This window comes from Cytobacillus kochii (assembly GCF_020171845.1).
GTDB classification, from domain to species: domain Bacteria; phylum Bacillota; class Bacilli; order Bacillales; family Cytobacillaceae; genus Cytobacillus; species Cytobacillus kochii.
The window spans coordinates 515,926-539,263 of record NZ_JAIVAM010000003.1 but is presented as its reverse complement, the minus strand read 5'-3'; the positions used below and the strand labels follow the sequence as shown (position 1 = coordinate 539,263).

Genomic DNA, 23,338 nt, shown 5'->3' with positions numbered 1-23,338 from the left:
ACCTTAATTGGTGGTGTTATCATGTTAATATGGTTATTATTAGGTTTAATTATAATTGGAGCAATAGTTTTTTCAAGTAGAAATAATAAAAAACCCTCCCCCTCTAATATTCTCATTGCTAATCAAATTAAAATTGATAACTATCTAAAAGAGAATGAATTAGACAGCGGAAGAAAGTTTATGACTAATGATTTTTCAAATGGGATTGCCTATGATGAAAAGACACAGAAATTTGCTATAATATCTAAAACTCACACATTGAAAGATGGGTCGTTTTCCTACAAGTTCAATCACTATTCCTCATCACAATTAATTGAATCAGAAGTCGTTATTGATAATCAATCAATTTATAAGACGGTTAGATCATCACAATTGATTGGTGCAGCAGTTGGTGGAGCAGTTTTCGGTGGTGTTGGTGCTATTATAGGAGGATTATCTGGCAACAAATCAAAAGAAGATAAAATAAAGTCAATCCAATTAAAATTAACTATTGATGATTTAGACTCCCCTTCCCATAAAATAGACTTTTTATCTAATGTGAATATTTATAGTGGATACCAAAATAAAAATGGTTATCTTAAAGATAGTAGCGAAGTACGGACTGCATTAAATCATATTGAGAAATGGCAAGGAATAATGGATATAATTTTAAAACAACAAAATAAAGCGAGTATCTAAGGAGTGTCATAGGACACTCCTTTTTTCTTTTGTGGAAAGGAGTATCCTATGAAACCGTTAAAAATTAGAATTACTGGTACTTTGAATTCAGAAAGTACGATTACTGAACTTAATAAGGCGCTAAGTACGTTAGAGTCTAGGATGGATAAACTAAAACTTAGTGTTCAACTAGATAGCAAAGTATTGAAGACATTAAATGACTTCTCTAAAGCTATGGAGAATCATAAGAAAATAGCTCAAGACTTAAATAGAGTCACGAAAGAAGAAAAAACCGTCACAAAAGAAGCTGATGGTACTGTTAGAGAGAAAATTAGACAGCATCTAAAAAGCGGAGAAATTATTCAAAAAGAAACAACTAAAATTAATGAGAATATAAAGGCCACTAGGAAACAAGCTCAAGAAACCTCCAAGCTAACTGATGAAGTAAACAAATTAGGAGAAGCACAGAAACGTGTTACTAAATTTGATGGAAGTGGAAAGCAAGTCGGTGGCTCACAAACTTTTGGAGACAATTTTAAGAATTCAACAGTATCTTATAACAATCGTAATCAAGTGGTTGGACAAAGAACTGTTGAGAATTTCAAACAGCAAGAACTAGCCATTGAAAAAGTAAGACAGAAATTGAATCAATTAAATAGCGCAGGAATTATTACTAACTCATCTTTGAGTCGAATGAGCACTGCTTTAAATGCTGCTCAAACTGAAAAGGAATTAAATAGGGTTGCTTCAGCTTTATCTAGAATAGAAAGTAGCTCTAAAGTTAGAGAAAAAAACAAAGAATTAGAACATCAATTGAGCTTATATCAACAGCAAGCAAAGATTAACGTTCAGAACCTGCAAAGAAGATATGGTAATGCCATTGGTGATGATGGAGCAAGAGCATTAAATAATTACCTTAATTCTGTTAATAGATTAAATTCACAAACACCATATCTTAACAGGCAGATGCAGCAATTAAATACACAATTTAGGCAAATTAGCTCTAATGTTAATGCAGCTTCAAGTCATGTGGCTTCTTTTGGTTCTCAATTAATGACAGCTATGCAACGTATTCCTATTTGGAGCATAGGTATGTCCTCCTTCTATCTACCATTACGTGGATTACAGGATGCATTAACTCAAATAATTGAAATAGATTCACAATTAACTGTTCTTGAAAGGGTTTCTAATGGCCAAATAGATATCAATAATGCTCTTCAGGAAAGTGTACGAATAGCAGATGAATTAGGTAATAAAATTGCTGAAGTAAATGATGGATTAACCAACTTTGCTAGATCTGGCTTTAGAGGAGAAGATTTATATGCGTTAACTGAGGTCGCAACTCTCATGGGTAATGTCAGTGATCTTTCTGTTGATGAGTCTGCATCAAGTTTAATCGCAGCAGTAAAGGGCTTCGGAATCGCTGCTACTGATGCAATTACAGTTGTAGACAAGTTAAATGAAATTGATAATAACTTCGCAGTAACTACTAATGACTTAAGTCAAGTCCTAAGGAAAGCAACAGGAGCAGCGAATACTTTTGGTGTAGGCATGGATACAATGCTAGGTCATGCAACAGCTATTTCACAGATCACCAGGGAGAGCGGCAACATAATTGGAAATTCCTTGAAAACTTTGTACAGCAGAGTGACAACCATGGACAGATCTGCTGAAGTTTTACAAAGTGTAGGAATCTCAATCCGTAACTTATCTGGAGAAATGCGACCAGTTGAAGACATTCTTGACGAATTAAGTAGTAAATGGTCTAGTTTAAATGCAGAACAGCAACAAGGGCTTGGCATACAACTAGCTGGGAGGTATCAACTCTCCCGATTCTTGGTCTTAATGCAACAGCAGTCAGAAAGTTTAAAGGCTAGAGCAGCGGCATTAGATTCAGAAGGTTCAGCATATGCAGAGAACCAAGCGTATTTAGATAGCTATGAAGCTAAAATTAATGCATTATCAAATGCGTGGACAAATTTTACACAAGTTGCTGGCGAAGATATTTTAGGCAGTTCTATAGTAGTTGCTACTGAAGGTTTAAGCACTCTAGCGAATACAACTTCTTTTCTAGTGGATAATTTCGGCCTACTCCCTCCCCTATTTGGTATTGCAGGGGCGAGTTTATTGGCATTGAATTCTAATATTAGAAATTCTATTACACAAAACGGAATCTTATCTTCTAGCTTAGTTAGAACTGGAGATTCTATGAGCATTGCAACAGGTCGTGCTAGGCTTTATCAAACACAACTGTATAATGTGACCTTGGCAGCAAGAGCAGCTTCAGGAGCACTTACTACAATGGGAACAGTTTCAAAAGGAGTCTTTTCATTTTTAGTGAGCGCAGCATTACCTATTGCTGGATTCATGGCTCTTGGTGCTGCAATATCATACGTAACCAATAAGTTAGTAGAGCATAAAAAGGAACAAAAAGAAGTAAAAGACGAACTAGATAAGTTAAGTAGAACCTATTCAGACAATGAGTTACAAATTAATGCTTTAGTTGGCAAATATGAAGAATTAGAGAATAAAGTGAATTCTGGCTCGCTTTCAGCAAATGATGAAGAATACTTGGGTGTAATGCAAGATATCTATGAATTGTTACCAAATGTTGCAGAGTCTGTTGATGATAAAGGACAAGCGCATTTAAGGTCAGCCGATGCAATTAAGAAAGAAATTGGATATCTTAAAGACTTAAGTATGATTGATGCTGAAAAATTTATTACTGATTTTCAATCTAAGTTAACTGACCTGAACAAACAAATCCAAGAAACACAAGACCAACTAGACGAAATTAGTAATCGTCAAGATAATGGTTACAAAGGAATAATGCCTTTCTTTGGACTAAGAGAAAAAGCTCAACTAGATGATATGGCTAACAGTGTAATTGGTCAGCGTGATATTGATGCCAAATTAGAAGAACGTAAAAGATTATTCCAAGACTTAGGAAATTCTTATGCTCAATATTACGGAGTGCAGTCCAAGATAAAAGAAAGCGATATTGATTATATTGGTACGATTGTAGCGAAAAATCAAAAGTTATTAGATTCTAAAAAAGGTATTTCCGAAGTTGAGAATCAAGTTAAATCATACATTGGCTCAATTGGTGAGATTAGAACAGTGTCAGGTGATTTATTTGATACTGATAGAATTCAAACTATTACTAAATATAACAGTGAACTTGTTTCAGTTTTCAATGACATGTCAACTAAGTTTAAAAAGGGTAACACTGATTGGGCAGATTATGAAACTAAATTAAGTAATGCTGGATTAGCCACAAATGAAGTCGAATCAATAATGAATCTCCTTACAACTGGTGTTGATGAAGCAACAGGGGCAACACTTGCTTATAATGATGCTTCTGAGGAACAAATTGAAACAGAAGAAGAAAAAATTTCTGTAACTGAGCGCTTACTTGGATATGACAGGGAAAAATTAGATTCTCTTTATGAGTTAATTGGTACTTACAAGATCCTTAGCGCTGTTGAAAATGACAGCAAGACAAAATCTGAAGAGCTCCAAAGTATTACAGAGCAATTAGCAGCAACTTATCCGCATCTTGTTAAGGGCAAAAAAATAAATATTGAAGCTATCGAGAAGGAAGCTGCTGCTCAAGATATATTATTAAAGGCCTCTGAAGATTTGTTAAAAGGAACTTTAACAGTCGAACAGCAAAAATCTGCCACTACTGCAATACAAGCTAAAAAAAGAATAGATATACTTAAACAAGAATTAGCAGCACAAAATCAGATTGTTCAAAAGTTCAATGAGCTTTCAAAAACACTTGCTGACAATGCCAACACTCTCGAACAAGAAAAGTTAGCAACTAGAGCCTATCAACGTTCTAAAGACCTAGTGGCGGCCATCGATATTGAAATGCCTGATTTCAACTCTCAAATTGATGCTCTCGCCTCCTCTATCGATTACCAAGGTAGAGCAGCTGAATCGTCTAAATCAGCAAATGAAAAAGCAGCTAAAGAATATGAAAATTCTACTTATGTGTCAGATAAATTTAAACAAGCTGTTGAGAAAGTTAACTTTGAACTAGAGAAGCAAAATGCGATACAAAATCAATTCCCTACCCATTCTAAAAAGTATCAAGACTCTCTAAAAAAGGAATTATCCCTTTTAGAGAAAAAGAAGGATTTACTCGAAGCCCAATCTAAATCTCTAGAAAAACAGATTAAATCAGGCAAAATTCAGCAAACTGGCATAATCACCACTAGTAGTCCTACTGCTACTACTGTTTCTACTTCATCTAGGAGTGGTTCATACTCAGGTCAATATGCTTCCATTATTAATCAAGCAGCAAGTAAATACGGTGTAGATGCTAACTTAGTCGCAGCTATCATTAAAGCAGAATCTGGTTTTAATTCCAATGCTCGCTCTCATGCAGGTGCTATGGGATTAATGCAACTTATGCCTGGTACAGCAAGAGGCTTAGGTGTTTCGAACGCATATGATCCATACCAAAATATCATGGGTGGAACTAAATACATTAAACAAATGTTAGATGCGAATAACGGAAATATTCAACTTGCATTAGCTTCATATAATGCTGGTTTAGGCAATGTTAGAAAGTATGGTGGTATTCCCCCATTCGCTGAGACACAGAAATATGTTCCTAAAGTATTAGGTTATTACAATAGTTACGGTGGTAGTGGAGCATTCACAGCTTCGGCTTCACCTTCATCTTCTTCTAATAAATCTAAGGAAGTTGCAGAAAACCTATCGAACGTTGATAACGCTAAGTCTGAATTGATTCAAATGCAGCAAGATTTGCTCTCTATTGAGGCTGAGATTCAACAATTGTACATGGATATTATTGATGCTCAACTTTCTTCTTTTGATAGAGTTAAAGATTCATACAATGATGATTTGAGTAAAATCGATTTAATTCAGAAACGAGAAATTTCCACATCTAATGAATGGATTAAACAGCAGCTCAACAAAGAGAAAATTGTGACAAAGCAAATTGACCAACAAAAAAAATCCATTGACTTCTTAAAGAAACAAATTAAATCCAACAAAGATTTAAATGCAGCTCAGAAATCTTTGCTCGAAGATCAGCTAGTTGACAGATATCAAGAATTATATTCATTAGAAAGTAACTTGCTTGATGAACGTATTTCTATGGCTGACCAAATAGTTGATACATATAAAAAAGCTGCTGAAGCACAAAAGAACGCTGCTATATCCGCAATTGATGAAATGATTAACGAAATTAACAAAGATGCAGATGAGGCTGATTATAAGAAACGATTAGAGAAAGCTCAGAAGGAGCGCCAAGATCTATTAGATGAAATTGCTCTTTTATCGTTAGATGATTCTTTCACAGCTGAAAAAAGAATTGCGGAACTAACAAAACAACTTCAAGAGCAAGAAGAATCCATCGATGAGATGCAAGAAACAAAATCTCGTGAAGATCGGATTGACAACCTTAACAAAGAAAAAGAAACAATTGAATCTAATTATGACAACTTGATTAATGATGAACGAAAGTTTAATAAAATGCGCTCAGATATTATAAACGCAAACTCAAAACAGATTCAAAAAGATTTAGATAAGTATTATAAAAACATCAAAGATAACGCTAATGTACTTGGTAAATCTTTAAGTAACAATTTAATCGATTTAATCAACCAAGCTAACAAATATTTAAACGGAAAAGATTATAAACCGATTAAAGTTGCTCAAGCTAAAGATGGCGGCCTCTTACCTAACTGGGGTTCACAAGGAAAAAGTATGGTTGTGCATGAAGGTGAATTGATTTCTAATAAGCCAGATACTAAAGCATTATTCCAAGTGACAGATATGGCTAAAAGTATTGTGTCTAAATTTACATCTATACCTAAGTTCCCTAGTAACGCAATTACTACTCCAGGAGGCAATTCAGGTAGTCGAGTAACTGTAGTTATCGAAGGAAATGTCTACGGAGAGAAACATTTAGAAACAAGAATTAAACAAGTAGCAACCAATGAACTTTTTGGAAAGGCCATTACTGGAGTTAAGATTCTAGGTGGCAATATTTAAATAAACATCATGATTGAGAGTCGGTACGTTGTATCGGCTCTTTTCTATATGGAGGTGAATTTATTGATTAAAGAAAGTCTGTATTTTTCATTCGCTGGAAGAAGGTCTACTGAATTCGGAATTAATAATGTCTCAATAAGTGGTGGACTATTTAATGAACAGCTTACATCGGGAAAATCAATAACAGAATTTACAGTACGAGGAAACCCTAAACCTTATTTTGTAGAAACAAAAAGAGATCCAAAACAATTTCAACTACACTTCTTTTTTAATGAGGGATGGAATGACAATTTAATAAATGAAGTAGTCCGTTGGTTAGATGTTGATTATTATGAACCTCTTTTCTTCAGCGAAGATATAGACAGAGTTTTCTATTGCCTTCCTATTGATGGTATTGAACAAATTCACAATGGATTGAAACAAGGATATCTAACATTGAACTTTAGATGTAATTCTCCTTTTAGCTACAGTCATGAGCAAGTAACTCCATGGATAGAAGTTGATGGTAGCAAAGTCATTGAAATTGATAACTTAGGTCATCACTCTACACTACCTGATATTTGGATTGAAAGTGATAAAAGTGGGAGCATTTCTTTCTTTAATCTGACTGATCAAAACACAGAAATGAGACTTGATAATCTTCAAACGAATGAACAACTTTATATAGACTGCGAGAATGAAATATTAGAAACAAATCTCGAAAATGTATATAGACATGATGATTTCAATGAAAACTATCTCACACTTGTTTACGGTAAAAATCACATAAAGATAGTTGGGAAAGCAAAAGTAAAATTTAGCTACAGATATATTTTTTCATAAGGAGGTGTGAAATTTGTACTTTTTTGATAAGACCAAGAAAGCTAAACAACTAGACCTGTATCTAGCTAAACCTAATAAGACTAGAAATACCATTGGTAAAATGAAACACATTAGGAATAGAAAGCTTACAGTTAACTTCGGTAAAATAAATGAACTAACACTTTCAATCCCCTATGAGATCACCATTAAAAACAGACTGATTAGGAATCCGTTAATTGACCAAGTAAAAGAAAAATATTTGATTAAAGCAAAGTTTGATAAGAAAGTTGAATGGTTCATCATATCAAAAATAACCAAGGATTCAAGTGATTCTGATGAGATTTCTCTACAATGTTACTCTCTCCCCCACCTCCTATCAAAAGATAAAATGATTGATTATGAGGTTGTGTCTTATAACATTTTTCAAGCTCTTACCGATACGTTAAAAGGCTCTGGCTGGAAAGTGGGATATATCAATCCTGAACTTAATCTGAAACATAGGCAGTTCAATGTCTCAAGTAAGACTAAGTTAGAGTTTATCTACGAAATTGCAGAAACGGTTGAAGGCATCCCTATCTTTGATACCGAGAAAAATGAAGTAAGCATTTATAAAGAAGAAGAAATATCATCATACAAGGGTTTCTGGATCAGCTATGGTAAATATTTAAATAATATATCTGAAGATATTGACTCTGACGAAATTATTACAAGATTAATTGTAAAAGGGAATGATAACCTAGGGATACAAGGTGTTAACCCTACTGGTCAAGCTTATATTGATGACTTCTCCTATTTCTTATATCCATTCGAAGTTGATGCAAATGGCAAGATTATAAAATCAAGTGACTGGTTTGAAGATGATTTAGCATTAGCGTTAGTTAGATACAATCAATACGTTTCATCAAGAAAGGGCGAATTTAACACCTTACTTGAAAGTAAGCAAAACTCCCAAACAGAGCAGACTAAAAAACAAAATGAGTTAAAGACTCTTGAAGATGAGTTACAAATGATATTGGACTCCATTGAAGCTAAAAAAGCAAATGGAGAATCTGTTACTGAACTGAACAAGCAAAAGAATGCAAAGCAAGCAGATTTAGAGTCTAAAAAGAAACAGATTAAAGATATTGAAACTACAATCAGTGATATTAATACATCCATGACCACATTGAAAAAAGATTTAAAATTAGACTCTCATTTGACTGAAGCGCAATTAGAGGAACTTTCTTATTTCATACATGTTGAAGAATGGACAGACACAAACATTATAGATGAAAATGATCTTTATGAAGCAGGATTGAAACAACTAGAATCTAAAAATAGTCCTCCTGTAAACATTAAATTTGGAATGATAAACTTCTTTGAAGTTATTGAAGAACAACACAATTGGAAAAGATTTAATCTAGGGGATATCATAAAAATAAAGCATGACAAATTAAACATTTGGGTTAAGGCAAGAATTGACCAGTTAGTGTTTGACTTTGATAATGTGAATATTGATGTTACGATATCCAACACAACTCATGTTAATTCTGTTGAAAACAGAATAAAACAAGCATTTTATACGATTAATAAAGTCAACACAGATTACAATAATCGTAAACAAAACTGGATTCAAATGGCTCAAAATTTCAATTTGAGAAATGACAGAATATCAGAGATACCCTCATCCCCCACCTTAAAAGATGGGGCTATTAAGCATATTCAAAATGACGATGGTTCAATTAATTTGAATGTTTCTTGGGATTATCCTGATTTCAATAAAACTAAAAAGAACAGTGATAATATCGATGGCTTCTGGATATATCTGTATTCAAGCATTGAAAATGAATCGTATTATTTTGGTCTTAAATCTGCAAGTGAATCTGTGGTTACTTTGGATTCAACTAAGAGGTCATACACCTTTCCTAGTTTCCCATCAAACCGATTTTATTATATTGGGGTTAGAGCTTATCGTTCAGTAGATGACGATATTTCACTTGATGGTGTTCTATATTCAGATATCATTGCCCCTCCTTCCCTTCCTTATTTACCTAGTACATATGTAAATATTAATGGAAAGGTAAATAACGTTAAACATACAGTAGCTAAAGTATCTCCTACAAATCCAGATGTAAATGATGTTTGGATTAGCACAGAGGATGCTAAAACCAGAGTTTGGGATGGTCAAAATTGGAAGGTGAATGATGACCTTAAAAATGCTAATGATCATACTGATAAGGTAACTGATAAAATCAAAAGTGACTTCGAAGAAAAACTACGAGAAGAAATTGACAGTGCTTTAGAAGAAGTTGATGAGGCCATGTTGGAAGTCGATAAAGAGATGGAACGAATTGAGAATGAAGTTATACCTAATGTCGAAAAAGCTATTAGAGAAACTTACATTCCTCGCTCCCCTACTCCTCCTACCGAGGAACATAATGGGCTTTGGTGGAATACTTCTGTTGAACCACCTCGCTTAATGAGATTCGATGAAGCAACTAATGAATGGATTCCACTTGCACCAAATCAAGAAGAAGTTAGTCAAGCACTAGTAGACCTTAGAGAAAGCATTACACTAGACTATCGAACATATACACAAGAAGAAATCTTATTATCTGAACTTGAGCTACAACAGGAATTAAGTACACGAATTGGTGACGTAAACAGCAATATTACAGAGTTGAATAATAAAGCTGAACAAATCGCTTTACGAGTATCAAATAATGAAGCTGAGTTACTTGCTTCGGATGGAAGAATTACAAATCTCAGACTAGATGTAGACACATTAAACAATTCAATTACAGCCACTATTGGCGAATTATCGAATGTCAACGGTATCATTGGCGAGCAGCAGACTTCCATTAATTTTCTATTGGAGGAGATTTCCTTCAAGGCATCTATATCAGAAATTGACACCCTAACAGGAAGAGTTTCAGATGTAGAAGGAAGTATTACAACTATTGCTGGACAAGTAACGTTAAAAGCTAACTCAGAAGATGTCTACACTAAAAATGAAATTGACTATTCGTTAGGTCAAAAAGTTGACTTAACTATATATGAAAGCAAAATGAGCTCAATCGATGTTTCTGTAAATGGTATCAAAAATAGAGTTGAATCAATTGAAACAATATCAAACAACTTAACAGAAGAATTGGAATTTGCACAGTCAAAGCTTGCAGAATTAACTATAGCATCTGATCAGATTGAGCAGTCTGTCTCTTCTCTTTCTCAAACAGTTACGGATAATGGGAGTTTAATTACGGAGGCTAAGGGAAGCATTGCTACTTTAGCTGGCCAACTTGAATTTAAAGCAGAGAAAACATATGTGGATACTATTGAAGGAAGAATGACTCAAGCAGAAGGCACTATTAGTGTTTTATCAGATGACATTTCTTTAAAAGTTGATAAAGATGGACTAATTGGTGAAATTAATGTTCAGCCTGGCACAGTTAAAATTAGTGGTAGGTTAATTGATATTGGTGATTTTACTAACCTTGTGGACAATGGAACATTTGAAGATGATGAAGCTAATCTCACAAATAAAGCTAGTGGCTGGTTTAACAATAGTCCTAATGATACAGTCTTCATGGTGTATGACCAAACTACTTGGGGAAATAAAAATGGCTCTATGAAAACCATGGCATTATTGGCTAATAATAGTAAAAATGTAGACATTATTCAAGAAAGGTTTATAAAAGTTAATGAAGGCGATGAGTTATTTTTTGAATGGGAATATAGGAATCACAATAGTGCTGGTACTGGCAGACAAATTTTTGGAGTTCGTAATTATTCACCATCAAAAGCACACCACAGTTGGGGCGTTGCTATAATAACGACTAATAAGACAATTAATTGGACTAAAGTGAGCGGCTCATATAAGATCCCTTCTGGCGTTGGATATATTCAACCTCGAATTACTTTTGAGAATAATGGAGAGACATCAAATCGCCTTTATGTTGACAATTTAATAGTTCGTAGAAAAAATAATTCTTCACTAATTGTAGATGGTTCCATTGGAGCTAATCATATTGTTTCTAATTCAATCACAGCTGCTCAGTTGAATGTAAACGAAATCTTCTCAAACTCTGCTGTAGTTGCAAACATTAGAGCAGGTATCGTACAAACCACTGAATTAGATGCAACGTATATTACTACTGGTACATTAGATGCAACAAAAATATCAGTTGTAAACCTTAGTGCTTCTAGAATACTTACTGGTGAATTGGATGCGAGTAAAGTATTAGTTAAAAATTTAAGCGCTTCTACAATAGTTTCTGGAGAACTTGACGCATCAAAAGTAATAGTTTCTAATCTTAATGCCTCAAATATTATAAGTGGAGTTTTAAATGCAAATCTTATTAAAGTCACTGGCCCGATAAATATTGTTCGTCCAGATGGAGCAGTGGCAGTTAATAACGGTGTGATGCAAGGGGATTTTGTGATTGATAGAGCAACACCTTTTTATATGGACACGGAAGTATCAGTCAGCAATAACTTTTTTATGACGAGATCATTCAGTAGTGTAATCGCAGATGCGCTTTATTTTAAGCACGCTGGACGTTTTCTTACTTTTGTTGTTTGGGCAAGAACCCTCCAAGCAGGTTGCCGGGTTGATTTGGTTAACATGGATTCTGGTGAGTCGGTCAAGGTGAATGCAACACTTGGTTTTCCATATAATGATAGAGCAGATTCAACTTTCCAGACGATTACAATTGACTTGGGCAGACCTACGTATAGAAACATAGGCATTTATCTAAAATTTAATAGCTATGCTCAAGGAGTTCCGACATACATGCGTTACACAATTAAAACAATAAGTGGGTGATGAAATACATGCAGGCTTTTTTGAATGTTGATGAAGGTGGAAACATAACAAAATCCTACTGCGGCGTAAATATAGTTGCGGTTGAACCTTATGACTATTTCTTTATTATAGAGGATTATGTTGTTGATCAATTGCATAAATTGAAAGTTGTTATTAATGATGGGAAGCCTGAATTAATAGTGAAAGATGGAGAAGATATGGTTGTCCCTGAGTTAACAGAAGAAGAAAGGAAAATTATAGAGTTGGAAGAAGAATTAGCAAGACTAAGAACGAAATTATAAGATTTATTTTAATCGCACTTTACAGAAAGAAGGGGGTTCTTATGCAACAGAACAATTTGTTTAATGATCCTATTTTATTCAAAAAAAGAAAAGGTACTATTGAAGACCCATTTAAAAATATTGTAGAAACCGTTCAAATTGTAAATGGTAAAGCTCAACTAAAGGAAATTCCCAATAGATTTAATAAAGTAGAGATTTTAAGCGAAGACAATTCCTGGTATGAGACTAACGATTCCACTTTAAGCCTATTGGATAAGAATAGTTTTTATGTTGACTACCTTAATGGGGTAGTATCTTTCGATTCAACACATGAGAAGGAAAGTCTTACATTTAAATATACTGGGGAAGGTGCTTGTTACTTTCCTGATTCAAGAATATATTTAACAGATGACGATGAATTTCCAAACCTAACAGGAAAGATCAATGATTTGGATAGAAACATTAGAGTACAAGGTAATAGAATTGATCAGCAATTATTATCGATACCACAACCAAGTGAAATTGTAGATACTAGAATAGATAGAAACGGTAAAGTTTACTCTGTTTCGAAGAGTAGGATTGATGCTGAACAAAAAAAAATAGAAGAAGCTTACATTGATTTAAATAATACTAGCTACAAATCGCTAAAAAGTAGGATTGATGCTGAACAAAAAAAAATAGAAGAAGCTTATGTAGGACAAAATGGTATTATCTATTCTTCCCTAAAAGAGCGTTTTTTAGAAACTGAAGAAAATTTAGAGAGTTTAACAACTAACCATAAAAAATTGAATGCGGACATATTAAATCGTGGATTAAATGTGAAAAACTATGGAGCAATTGGTGATGGATTAAGTGATGATACCTCGATTATTCAGGAAATACTTAATATAGCAAAAGAAAACCCAGGCTTAGAAGTTATTTTCCCAAGAGGCACATATCGTACAACTTCTACTTTAATTGTACACCCAAATACAAGAATTTCTGGTATAGGTAGACCAGAAATTTTAAGGGGTCACAGCGGAATGATTTTTATGCTTGGTGACCCTTTAAATCCACAAACTGGCTATGGAGATGAAAATCAACAAATATCGTTTGATGGCATTTCTACTAATGGGAATGTACTTGAGTTCAAGAGTGGATTCTCACAAATAGGAATTGGACATAATACTTCAGTAATTTTTAGAAATTGCACATTTAGAGATACTGTGGGTGGACACGTAATTGATCTAAACTCTTCTCAAAAAGTAATTTTTGACTTCTGTTCTTTTCTCGGATATAGAATTGTAGATGGAGATGAAGCTGCTACACAAAGAGAGGCAATTCAAGTTGCAGAACACACTAAAGATGGTTTCCCTGAGTATGGTGATTATGATGGAACACCAACTAGAAATTTAACTATAGAAAACTGCTATTTTGGTAATAGCGACACAGTTGGCATGAGTCCTTATCCAACTGCTATAGGCCATCATGCTGGAGTTAACAATATCTATAATGAGCACATTTGCATAAAAAATAATAAATTCGTGGGTATGACTTTTGCTGGTGTTCGTGTATTTAAATATCGGGATGTAATTATCAGCCACAATAGATTTGAAAATTGTAATGTTGGAGTCAGAATCAATAATGTTGCTCCAAATTCTTATTCGTCAAAGAATTTGGATGGCTCTCAAAGTGGGAATGCTCAGGCTGGTGAAGATGTAATTATAGAAGGTAACTACTTTATCAATTCTGTTCAAGAGTCCATAAGGGCAACTGCATACTCTGGTCAATCTGATTTAGAGAATGCAAAAATGAAAGGAGTTAAAATCCTAAATAATACATTTAAAAATAGAAACAACCATAGAAACACCGCTGCTTCTATTAATATTATTTGGGGTGACGATTACCTAATTGAAGGGAACACATTTAAAAATGTAATGAGAGGTGTCCATTTTAACTTTTTGTCTAGATCAAAAATTTTAAATAATAATTTCGAAGATATGTTAACAGAGGCGATTTTCTCGAACGAGTATGATGAAGAATTGCATAATTTGAATTACACTTCCGATCTTTTTATCTCGGGGAATATAGTTGACAAAACACAAAAAACAGGAATATTTCTTCAAAGAACAAACAACTTCATCATTAAAAACAACATCATAAAGAATACATCAATGGAGAAAGTAAATGAATACAATTCCATATTTATTGCCACCGAATGTTCAGAAGGTCTAATTTCTGAAAACATTGCACCATTAGGACAGAATAGGTTTGGAATTGAAGTGTCTTCAAAGTGTAGGGATGTTCAGACATTCAATAACAATGCTACAGGCATTTCAGGAAAAGTTAGGTTAGGATTAGACAACTTAGGAGATTCTTTTCGGTTGCATAGTGTAGATGGCAATAGAAGTTACAATATAAGATTAGACGATTTTGACAGACTGGTTAAAATTGATTCAAATAAAAATATTACTAGAATTGGTGGAACGCAAAGTTATTCATTTGCTAGTGTTGCTGATTCAATACCAATTTCCAAAGGAGTCAACAATAAAATTGTTTTTAATAATCTTGGAACTAATTTTTCTAATGATGGTTCTTATATTGTGCAAAATGATGGATATTTGCATATTGATTTAAAAGTTACAATAAAGTATCCTCATAAAAACTTTTCACATGTGTTAAAAATCTATAAAAATGGAAATAGTTATTCGGAGCTTTTCCATCATCCTTTTAGCGGTTCGTCCGAAAGCTCCGAATCTTTTATCTACCCTTACTCAACTGCTAAAATTCCCGTTTCAACCAATGATAAAATTCAATTTTATTTTTACTCAGATTGGTCTGGAACTGGAGTCGCTACACAAGGTTCTTTAGCTACATTGCAACATTACGTTAGAATTTTTGAAACTGACTAACTACACTTTAACTAAATGAAAGGATGATTTTATGGCATTTTATTTTCCTAATGTTGATCCTGCTTATGTGTATCAGCGAAAAGGAACATCCTCTGATCCGTACATAAGCTTAAGCGAAGAAAAGACAGTCAAGTCAAATTATGTGACACTTAGAGAAATACCCAGTTTCAATAATAAAGTAAAAGTTAAGCAATTAAATGGAACATATTTATCGGAAACTACTAATGCCTCCCCTACTACTAATCAATACCGAGTCGACTATTCAGTTGGCTTGGTATTTTTTAATTCTATTAGAAATAACCAATCTCTCATATTTGAATATTTAGGTACAGGTTATGTCTCCTTCCCTGCTGAACGAGTTTGGGTTGGAGAACTAGATGAATATGGTCAAAATAGTTTATCTACTATGTTGGAAAACACTCAAAGTTTAATTGATGCTGCTCAAAAAGTGGCTGAAGATAATAAGACAATTCGTAAAGAACCAGTAGCTAATTTTGCAGCAATTGCCACTTCTTACCCTTCCCCATCTCATGGTTGGTCTGTACAAACAATGGATGACAATAAATTCTATCGCTATGAAAATGGACAGTGGAACTTTACAGAAATAGTTAGTAACAGTGCTATTACACAAGAACAACAAAGGATTGCTACACAATTAGAAGAAATGGCTCAGGAAGTGACGGATGCAAGAGGAGCATATTCTACTTTATTAGAGAAATTAAATGCCATAGAAGATAGATTAAGTTACTTAGAAGATGGGGTTCAACCTATCCAACGCATAACATATGAAGGCGGAACTTTCACGACAGCTTCATACACTAAAACAATAAGTGGTGGAAGCTTCATTAACTAGCAAGGAGGAAAATGTATTGTCTGAAACAATCGAAATTGTAAAATTAATACAAAGAAAAGGATTAAAAGCAGACTTACCTGTTCTAGATGAAGGAGAGTTTGGATTTGCAACAGATTCAGGACAAGAACAGCTCTACATAGGTTCAGCAAGAGGAAATATTCTAATTGCGAAGAAATCAGATATTCCAAAAGACTCAGGTAGTGGCGGCTCAACAGTTACAGACAGCACAAATAATGGATATATCAACGTTGATGGTGTGGAACTACAAGTTTATGATGATCGAGCTTTACAACAAGCGATTGAAGGAAAGGCAAATAATGAGCATGATCATGATTTATCGGATTTAACAGGTCTGGATGTTACAAACAAAGCAAATGGATATGCTTTATTATATGATTCAACTTTAGGAAAGTTTGTATCGAAAGCTTTACCATCTGGCTCTGGTTCTGGAGCAACTAGTTTGGATGGATTGAGTGATGTTGATTTAACCACAGTTACTCCATTAGAAGGTAATGCATTAGTTTTTGAAGCTGGCATTTGGAAACCAAAAGATATTGAGGCTCCTATGACATCCCATAAAGGTCTAACGTATGTTATTGAGCTGGATAGATGGGGAATACGTAAAGATGGCACAAATCCCGATGCCACAGCTAAAGGATTGGATTATGCTGTTCAATGGGCTAAGGATAATGGTTATTCAAAAGCATTTTTACCTAGTGGACACTATTTGGTGCGGTTACAATTGAACAGTCGTAGTAGTTCTGGTACTACACCTCATGTTGTAAAGATGCCAGATGACTTCCACTTTGAGCTAGATAGGAATGCTTTAATAGAAGTTGAAACTAATAGTTGGACAAATTATGACGTGGTTTTATTTAATAATGCCATTAACTCTAGAGTTTCAGGGGGAAAAATAAAAGGAGACAGGAAAACTCATAAGTTTGAAATTTATACTTCCTTTGTAAGAGGCGGTATAAATCCAGATGGTACTTTAAACGATGATCCAAATTGGATTAGGACTCCCATCCTAGATAGATTGTCTGAAGGTATCCTTTCTATGTTCAGAGTGTGGTTGCCAGACAAACTACCTAACGCAACTGGTTATCATTTTGCACAGTGGAAAGATGTAATATCACCAAATTCTTTAGCAGGCTATAGAAATAATGGTTTGTTCGCCCCTAATGCTCCAACAGGTCGGGGATGGTTTGCTGAACCAGATTTAGCAAATAAAATGATTATAGCTATTGATATAACAAATAACCCATTAACCGATGAAGAGGTATCAAATTTACGAATTAAACTAGACCATCAGTACTTTACTCATGAAAGTGGATATGGTGTGGCGATTTATGGCGGCTATAACGTAGAAGTAGATCATATGGAACTATTTGATTTCACAGGAGATGGAGTTCTAACTGGAACGGGATATAAATATCAAGCTGACGGTAATTATCCTGATTTAGTTAAGCTACAAAGAGAAATTGGTCAGTATATTTATATTCATCATAATGACATTCATAGAAACCGTAGACAAGGGGTATCACTGTGTGGACCAAATGACCAATATGTTTATGAAAATCACATACATCATATTGGCAAGGATGACGATGGAGTGACACCTCATTTTACTGCTCCTGCATTCGGTATTGATATTGAATCTATGGTAGGTGAATCTAACATACCTTATAAACATTTGTACTATGGGTATGACGGAGTAGAGGTAAACTTCCGTATTAATGTGTTTAATAACTATGTTCACCACAATGAAAGAGGTCATTTTGTTAGTCCAGATGGTTCTTATGTTACAGTGGAAAATAATATTTTTGAAGGCGCTGGTCTTGGTGGTGTAAGCGCTGATTACAGATATCGATTCAATAAGTTTATAAATAATACTTATATTGGATGTGAACAATGGGTAAGCGGAGATAACCTAATACAAGGTGGCACATTTGATAAAGGTGGTAATATCCGTTTAGCAACTACGGAAGGTGCTATAGTAAGGGATGTAAAAATAAAAGATGGAATATTCTATGGAAATTCTAAATATGGTTTTTTTGGAACACCTACAGTAGATGTTACAACAAGCTCTTTTATTTTCTCAGCTCCACATGAAATGGGAAATACAGCTAAAGTTTCTTTTGAAAGTTGGGCTGGGAAAGTTCCTAAAGGATTACAGACCAACAAAGTGTATTATGTCGTAAATCAGCAGGCATACTCTTTCCAAGTTTCTGAGACAGAGGGCGGTAAACCTGTAGTATTCTATGATTCTGGTGAACAAGGTTTTATTGTTTCAAGATATAACTACGGAAGGCTGTACATTGATGGCGTGACTATTGAAAAAGACTATAGATCGAGCGTAAAAGGAATTGATATTGCTTTATCAGGTGCTACTTTAAAAAATATTGTGGTTAAAAATTGCAATGTCACTATTACTGGTTCAGCATACAACTATAGTGGCAGACCTATTACTATTGAAGGTTTAACTGTAATTGATAGTGAAGCACAGTTAAATAATTGTCAAGTAAGTAATGCAAAATTCATCTCAAGTCATGGAGATAGCGTTAGCTTAGGCACAGATAACAATTATAATAAGTACTATGGAGTTAACATTTCTGATGCCACTTTTTTAAATCAAACAGTATATCTTGGAGATGTAAATATCAGAAATTCAAGATTCACAAAAAGTGCTTTAACCAAGGAAAATAATAACCATAAGTCTATTGTAATGGATAGTTATATTGAAAATAGTAAGGTTGCCACAGTGTGGGCTTCTCAACCGAAAGTTTTGTTGGTCACTGGATGTAGTACATACAAGATGACAACATCAACAAGTGGTTCAGACCCTAATGCTTTACAGTTAATTGGAAATACAGACATTGCAACTTCAGTAGTCGACAAAACACCTGTTCAAATTTCTGTAACTCCAGAACCATATATTTATAACACTAAACAAACTGTAAATCTAACATGTGCGATAGCTTCTTCAATAAGATATACACTCGATGGAACTGAACCAACAGCAGCAAGCACATTATATATTAACCCAATTGTTGTAGAATCTCCTACTGTTATAAAGGCTATTGCTTTAGATTCTAATTCATCAGTAATTTCTAAAAAGACATGGTTTTACGATGTTGACTTAATTGCACCAGAAGATGTGACTAGTTTGTTAGCAACTGATATTAAAAATAGCAGCGTTACTTTAACATGGGAACATTCAATAGCTACTGATTGGGTAAAATATGAAGTGTATAATGAGGGAACCTTGCTTAAAACAACATCAGAGGCAAGTGTATATATAGATAGATTTTTGGCAAACACAACTTATACACTAACAGTTGTAACGGTTGATGATGCAGGCAACAAGTCTGACGGGCTATCTGTCACATTTACAACAAGTGACGATGAAATACCCCCTGAGGAAGTTACACTTATTAATGCTAGTTTAATTTCAGATACAAATATTGGCTTAACATGGGAACCTAGCATTGCTGAAGACATCTATTCTTATGAAGTGTATAATGGTTTAACTTTAATAGGTGAATCGTTATCGCCAAACTTTAGTATAACTAATTTAATCCCTTCAACTGAATACACATTTACCATTAAAAGCAAGGATAAAAATGGTAATGTTTCTACTGGTGTACCATTTACTGTGTCAACTTCTTCTACCCCACCAAATAGTTTTATTGGGTATGTAAAAGATGGGCTTATAACATTTATGACTGATGTGCTAGCTGGAACTACTTTATTAAATAAAAATAGCTATTTTGTAGGAAATGAAGACTTTACTGTCACATTTTTGACTAAGGCTAATACAAAAACAAGCTTGATTGAACGAAGGGTTTTAGGACAGGTAAATAATTCGACTCTTGCTATAAGTTCTGCAAACTGGGGAACTTCTAGTGCTTATGTGCAGGCTGTTTTCACAGGGAAAAATCAGATTGATGGGACATATAAAAACTATCCACCTATTTCTACAAATGATAGTGATATGCAAGGAAAAATGGAGCCTGATGCTTATTATATGATAACTATAAGAAGGTCTGGTGATAATATAAGGATATACCTAAATGGTACAGATTACACTATACTTGCTCCAGTTAGTAGTATGTCTTTAGATACTAATTACAGATACCTTAATGGAGATGGAACAACTTCTTTAACAATTGGTGATTCATCACATACATCAAATTCCCATTATAAAGTATTTGCCTATTATAACAGAGCATTAACATCAGATGAGATTGCACAAAATTTTCAATCTCTTTTTGACTTAGTTGTTCCATTGCCTGTAAGTGATTTCTCTGCAATATCTACTGTAACAGGAATTGCAAATTTAAGCTGGACAGATTCAAAAGATAAAGACACTCTTTATAAGAATGCTTACTACAAAAAGACAGCTGACTCAACTTGGACAAAAGCAAATGCTTCCAGAATTACCGAACAGTCCTACCAAATTACAGGATTAACAAGTGGTATTTCATATGACTTCAAAATTGAAATAGTGGACAATCATTTAAATAAGACATCAACTAATTTAATTACGACTTCAATTTTATAAAGAACAAAAACAAAGCCCTCGTATATTAGAGGGCTTTTTTAATCTACAAAACCTATTCCTGATTTTAACTCTGAGTACATCTTCTCTTTTTTAGATGCTGTCACTTTACCCTTTATTGTATAGGTAAAATCATAAATCTTTGAATTATCAATTAATTCTCTGGTCTTTTCACGATAAGCGTCAATAGAGGAAATTACCTTAGCAGGATTACCAGCAACTATACTATTTTCTGGAACATCTTTTGTTACAACACTTCCAGATGCTACTACTGAGTGTTTTCCAATGAACACTCCTGGCATAATGACTGCTCTTGCACCAATAAAAACATTATCTTCAATAGTGACATTGCCAACTTTAGTGTAACCGTGAGTTTGTTTAGTGCTTGCATCATGTGCCAAAATATACGCTTGTGGAGCGATAGTAACATTATTACCAATATTAATTAGCCAACAATGTGAATAATCAAACGTTACACCTGGTTGGATTGAACAATTTTTACCAACTTTCATACCTAGTTTTATATAGTCTTCAAGCCAAATTTCCTCTAATATATACTTTTTTAATCTAGACCTGACGAAGTTGGTAAAACGTTTTAACATAGATTCTCCTCCTTAGCGTTCTTTTAAAAGAACATCTTATTTTAGGATATATCTTTTGGAATTTGATTTCAATATCGAATATATAGGAGAACATATTTTATTGCTAAAAAATTGTAAGAATATAGCATGATTGATGCTGATGTGTTCTGTCAGAGTGTTAAAATTCTAATGAATTAGTCAGTTTATTTTATTAATTAAATTATAAATATATATAAGGTGTGAGACCAATATGCCAGAAATTCAAACAGCTCAAGAAATAGCAGCTTCCCCATACGTATTTGGGATACTGTTTATTATCCTGAGCTTTCTTTTTTACAAGTGGGTTAATAAGCATAATGAAGAAATTAAATTGGAAAACAGAGAAAGAGAAGAAAAAATTGAAAAACTATACGAAGACCACAGAATTGAATCAAAAGAGAGAGAAAAAAACTTGATGGATCACTTGAAACAATCAAATGACACCCAAGAGAAAACTTCTAACACATTAGAAAAAATTGAAGGTAGTCTACATGCATTAGAAAAAAGAATGGATGAAGGCTTTGATAATGTTTGGAAGCAAATTGAAAAGTTTGAGAAGTAACATTCAAAATAAAATGTGTTTTTTATTAGGAGTCCATTTTGGGCTCTTTTTTATTTTTATAAAATTTAGGAGGAGATTTAATGAGTTGGGTAAAAGACAAAGTATTTACAAATGCAGATGAGTTTTTAAATTGGTTAGACAGTAAATTTGGTGACTACATTGGTAAGCATATTAGCGAAAATCATGTGCATCACACATGGAAGCCAAATCATTCAAACTATCCAAAATACACTACACTTCAATTACATAAGAACATGAGAAATTTCCATGTTGGAACGAACGGATGGGATGATATTGCCCAGAATATTACGATCGGAAAAGATGGTGATATTGTCACAGGAAGAGATATTAGAATAATCCCTATCTCAGCCAAAGGATATAACGGTTCTACTTCATGGCACCCTTTTGCTTATGAAATGATCGGTAACTTCGATAAAGGTAATGACTCATTTGAAGGAAAGCAACTGGAATCAGCGATTAAGATTTCTCGATATTTTCATAAAAAAGGTAAGCCAGTTAAATTTCATCGTGAATTACTTATCAACGGTAAACAACCAAAGACTTGCCCAGGTACTGGAATTGATAAGAATTGGTTTATGGGATTAGTCAAGGATAGTAAGTATGATATTGGTAAATCACCTTCTAATCCAACCCCTGCCCCTAGTGTTAAACCTGAAACTAATACTGGAACAAATTCATCTTCTAGTTCAAATAAAGCTCCACAGGCTACTGGAAGCTTAGGTTTAGTTGACTGGATGAAATCTAAGGGAATGGATAGCTCTTTCAACAATCGCTCGAAACTTGCAACTAAGTATGGTATCAAAAACTATCAAGGTAAAGCTGATCAAAACACAGCTTTATTGGGATTTTTGCAAAATGACAATAATAAACCAGCTGCTTCAAAAGGCGACATGAAAACAACTAGTATTGTAGATTACCTAAACAGTATTGGGGTTAATTCAAGTTTCTCTAACCGTAAAAAATTAGCGCAGCAAAATGGAATTAAAAACTACTCTGGTACTCCACAGCAAAATTTAACTTTATTAAATAAATTAAGAAATGGTAATAGCACAAAAACAGCAACTAACAAAACACCAGTGTTTAAAGTAAACGCTAAAGTAAAGATTAAATCATCTGCTAAAAAATATGCTACTGGTCAAAATATACCTTCTTCAGTTAAAGGTAAAACATACACAATCCAACAAGTTAAATCCGATCGAGTATTACTTAAAGAGATCTACTCTTGGGTCAAGAAAAACGATTTAGCTTAAATCTTGAATAGCCCATTAATTTGAT

The 23,338-nt window shown here is 33.9% G+C and carries 11 protein-coding genes; 10 read left to right on the top strand and 1 reads right to left on the bottom strand.

Features of this window, described 5'->3' with window-relative positions:
* Window positions 1-21: 21 nt before the first annotated feature.
* From LCM23_RS06120 to LCM23_RS06080, 8 genes are all read left to right on the top strand, one after another.
* Entirely contained in the window at window positions 22-678 is a 657-nt protein-coding gene (locus LCM23_RS06120; RefSeq protein WP_224936109.1) for a hypothetical protein, read from the top strand.
* Window positions 679-726: 48 nt separating this feature from the next.
* Window positions 727-6,690: a phage tail tape measure protein gene (locus tag LCM23_RS26050; protein ID WP_318247529.1), complete on the top strand. Its 5,964-nt coding sequence runs from the start codon at window positions 727-729 to the stop codon at window positions 6,688-6,690.
* Window positions 6,691-6,753: 63 nt separating this feature from the next.
* Window positions 6,754-7,512, top strand: a complete 759-nt coding sequence (locus tag LCM23_RS06105) for a phage distal tail protein (protein ID WP_224936108.1) — start codon at window positions 6,754-6,756, stop codon at window positions 7,510-7,512.
* A gap of 13 nt (window positions 7,513-7,525) precedes the next feature.
* Complete coding sequence (locus LCM23_RS06100) at window positions 7,526-12,295, top strand: phage tail spike protein (protein WP_224936107.1); 4,770 nt, start codon at window positions 7,526-7,528, stop codon at window positions 12,293-12,295.
* A gap of 8 nt (window positions 12,296-12,303) precedes the next feature.
* Window positions 12,304-12,576 carry a hypothetical protein gene (locus tag LCM23_RS06095; RefSeq protein WP_224936106.1) on the top strand — a complete coding sequence of 91 codons (273 nt, stop codon included), beginning with the start codon at window positions 12,304-12,306 and terminating at the stop codon, window positions 12,574-12,576.
* Between the two features lie 41 nt (window positions 12,577-12,617).
* Window positions 12,618-15,446, top strand: a complete 2,829-nt coding sequence (locus LCM23_RS06090; RefSeq protein WP_224936105.1) for a glycosyl hydrolase family 28-related protein — start codon at window positions 12,618-12,620, stop codon at window positions 15,444-15,446.
* A gap of 31 nt (window positions 15,447-15,477) precedes the next feature.
* Window positions 15,478-16,299, top strand: coding sequence for a hypothetical protein (locus LCM23_RS06085; protein ID WP_224936104.1), 822 nt, complete (start codon window positions 15,478-15,480; stop codon window positions 16,297-16,299).
* A 16-nt stretch (window positions 16,300-16,315) separates the two neighbouring features.
* Window positions 16,316-20,863 carry a fibronectin type III domain-containing protein gene (locus tag LCM23_RS06080; RefSeq protein WP_224936103.1) on the top strand — a complete coding sequence of 1,516 codons (4,548 nt, stop codon included), beginning with the start codon at window positions 16,316-16,318 and terminating at the stop codon, window positions 20,861-20,863.
* 38 nt (window positions 20,864-20,901) lie between these two features.
* On the opposite strand, the gene LCM23_RS06075 is transcribed toward LCM23_RS06080, so the two are convergent.
* Complete coding sequence (locus LCM23_RS06075; RefSeq protein WP_224936102.1) at window positions 20,902-21,462, bottom strand: acyltransferase; 561 nt, start codon at window positions 21,460-21,462, stop codon at window positions 20,902-20,904.
* Window positions 21,463-21,691: 229 nt separating this feature from the next.
* On the opposite strand from LCM23_RS06075, the gene LCM23_RS06070 reads away from it, so the two are divergent.
* Both LCM23_RS06070 and LCM23_RS06065 read left to right on the top strand, forming a co-directional pair.
* Complete coding sequence (locus LCM23_RS06070) at window positions 21,692-22,042, top strand: hypothetical protein (protein WP_224936101.1); 351 nt, start codon at window positions 21,692-21,694, stop codon at window positions 22,040-22,042.
* An 80-nt stretch (window positions 22,043-22,122) separates the two neighbouring features.
* Entirely contained in the window at window positions 22,123-23,313 is a 1,191-nt protein-coding gene (locus tag LCM23_RS06065; protein ID WP_224936100.1) for an N-acetylmuramoyl-L-alanine amidase, read from the top strand.
* Window positions 23,314-23,338: the final 25 nt, after the last annotated feature.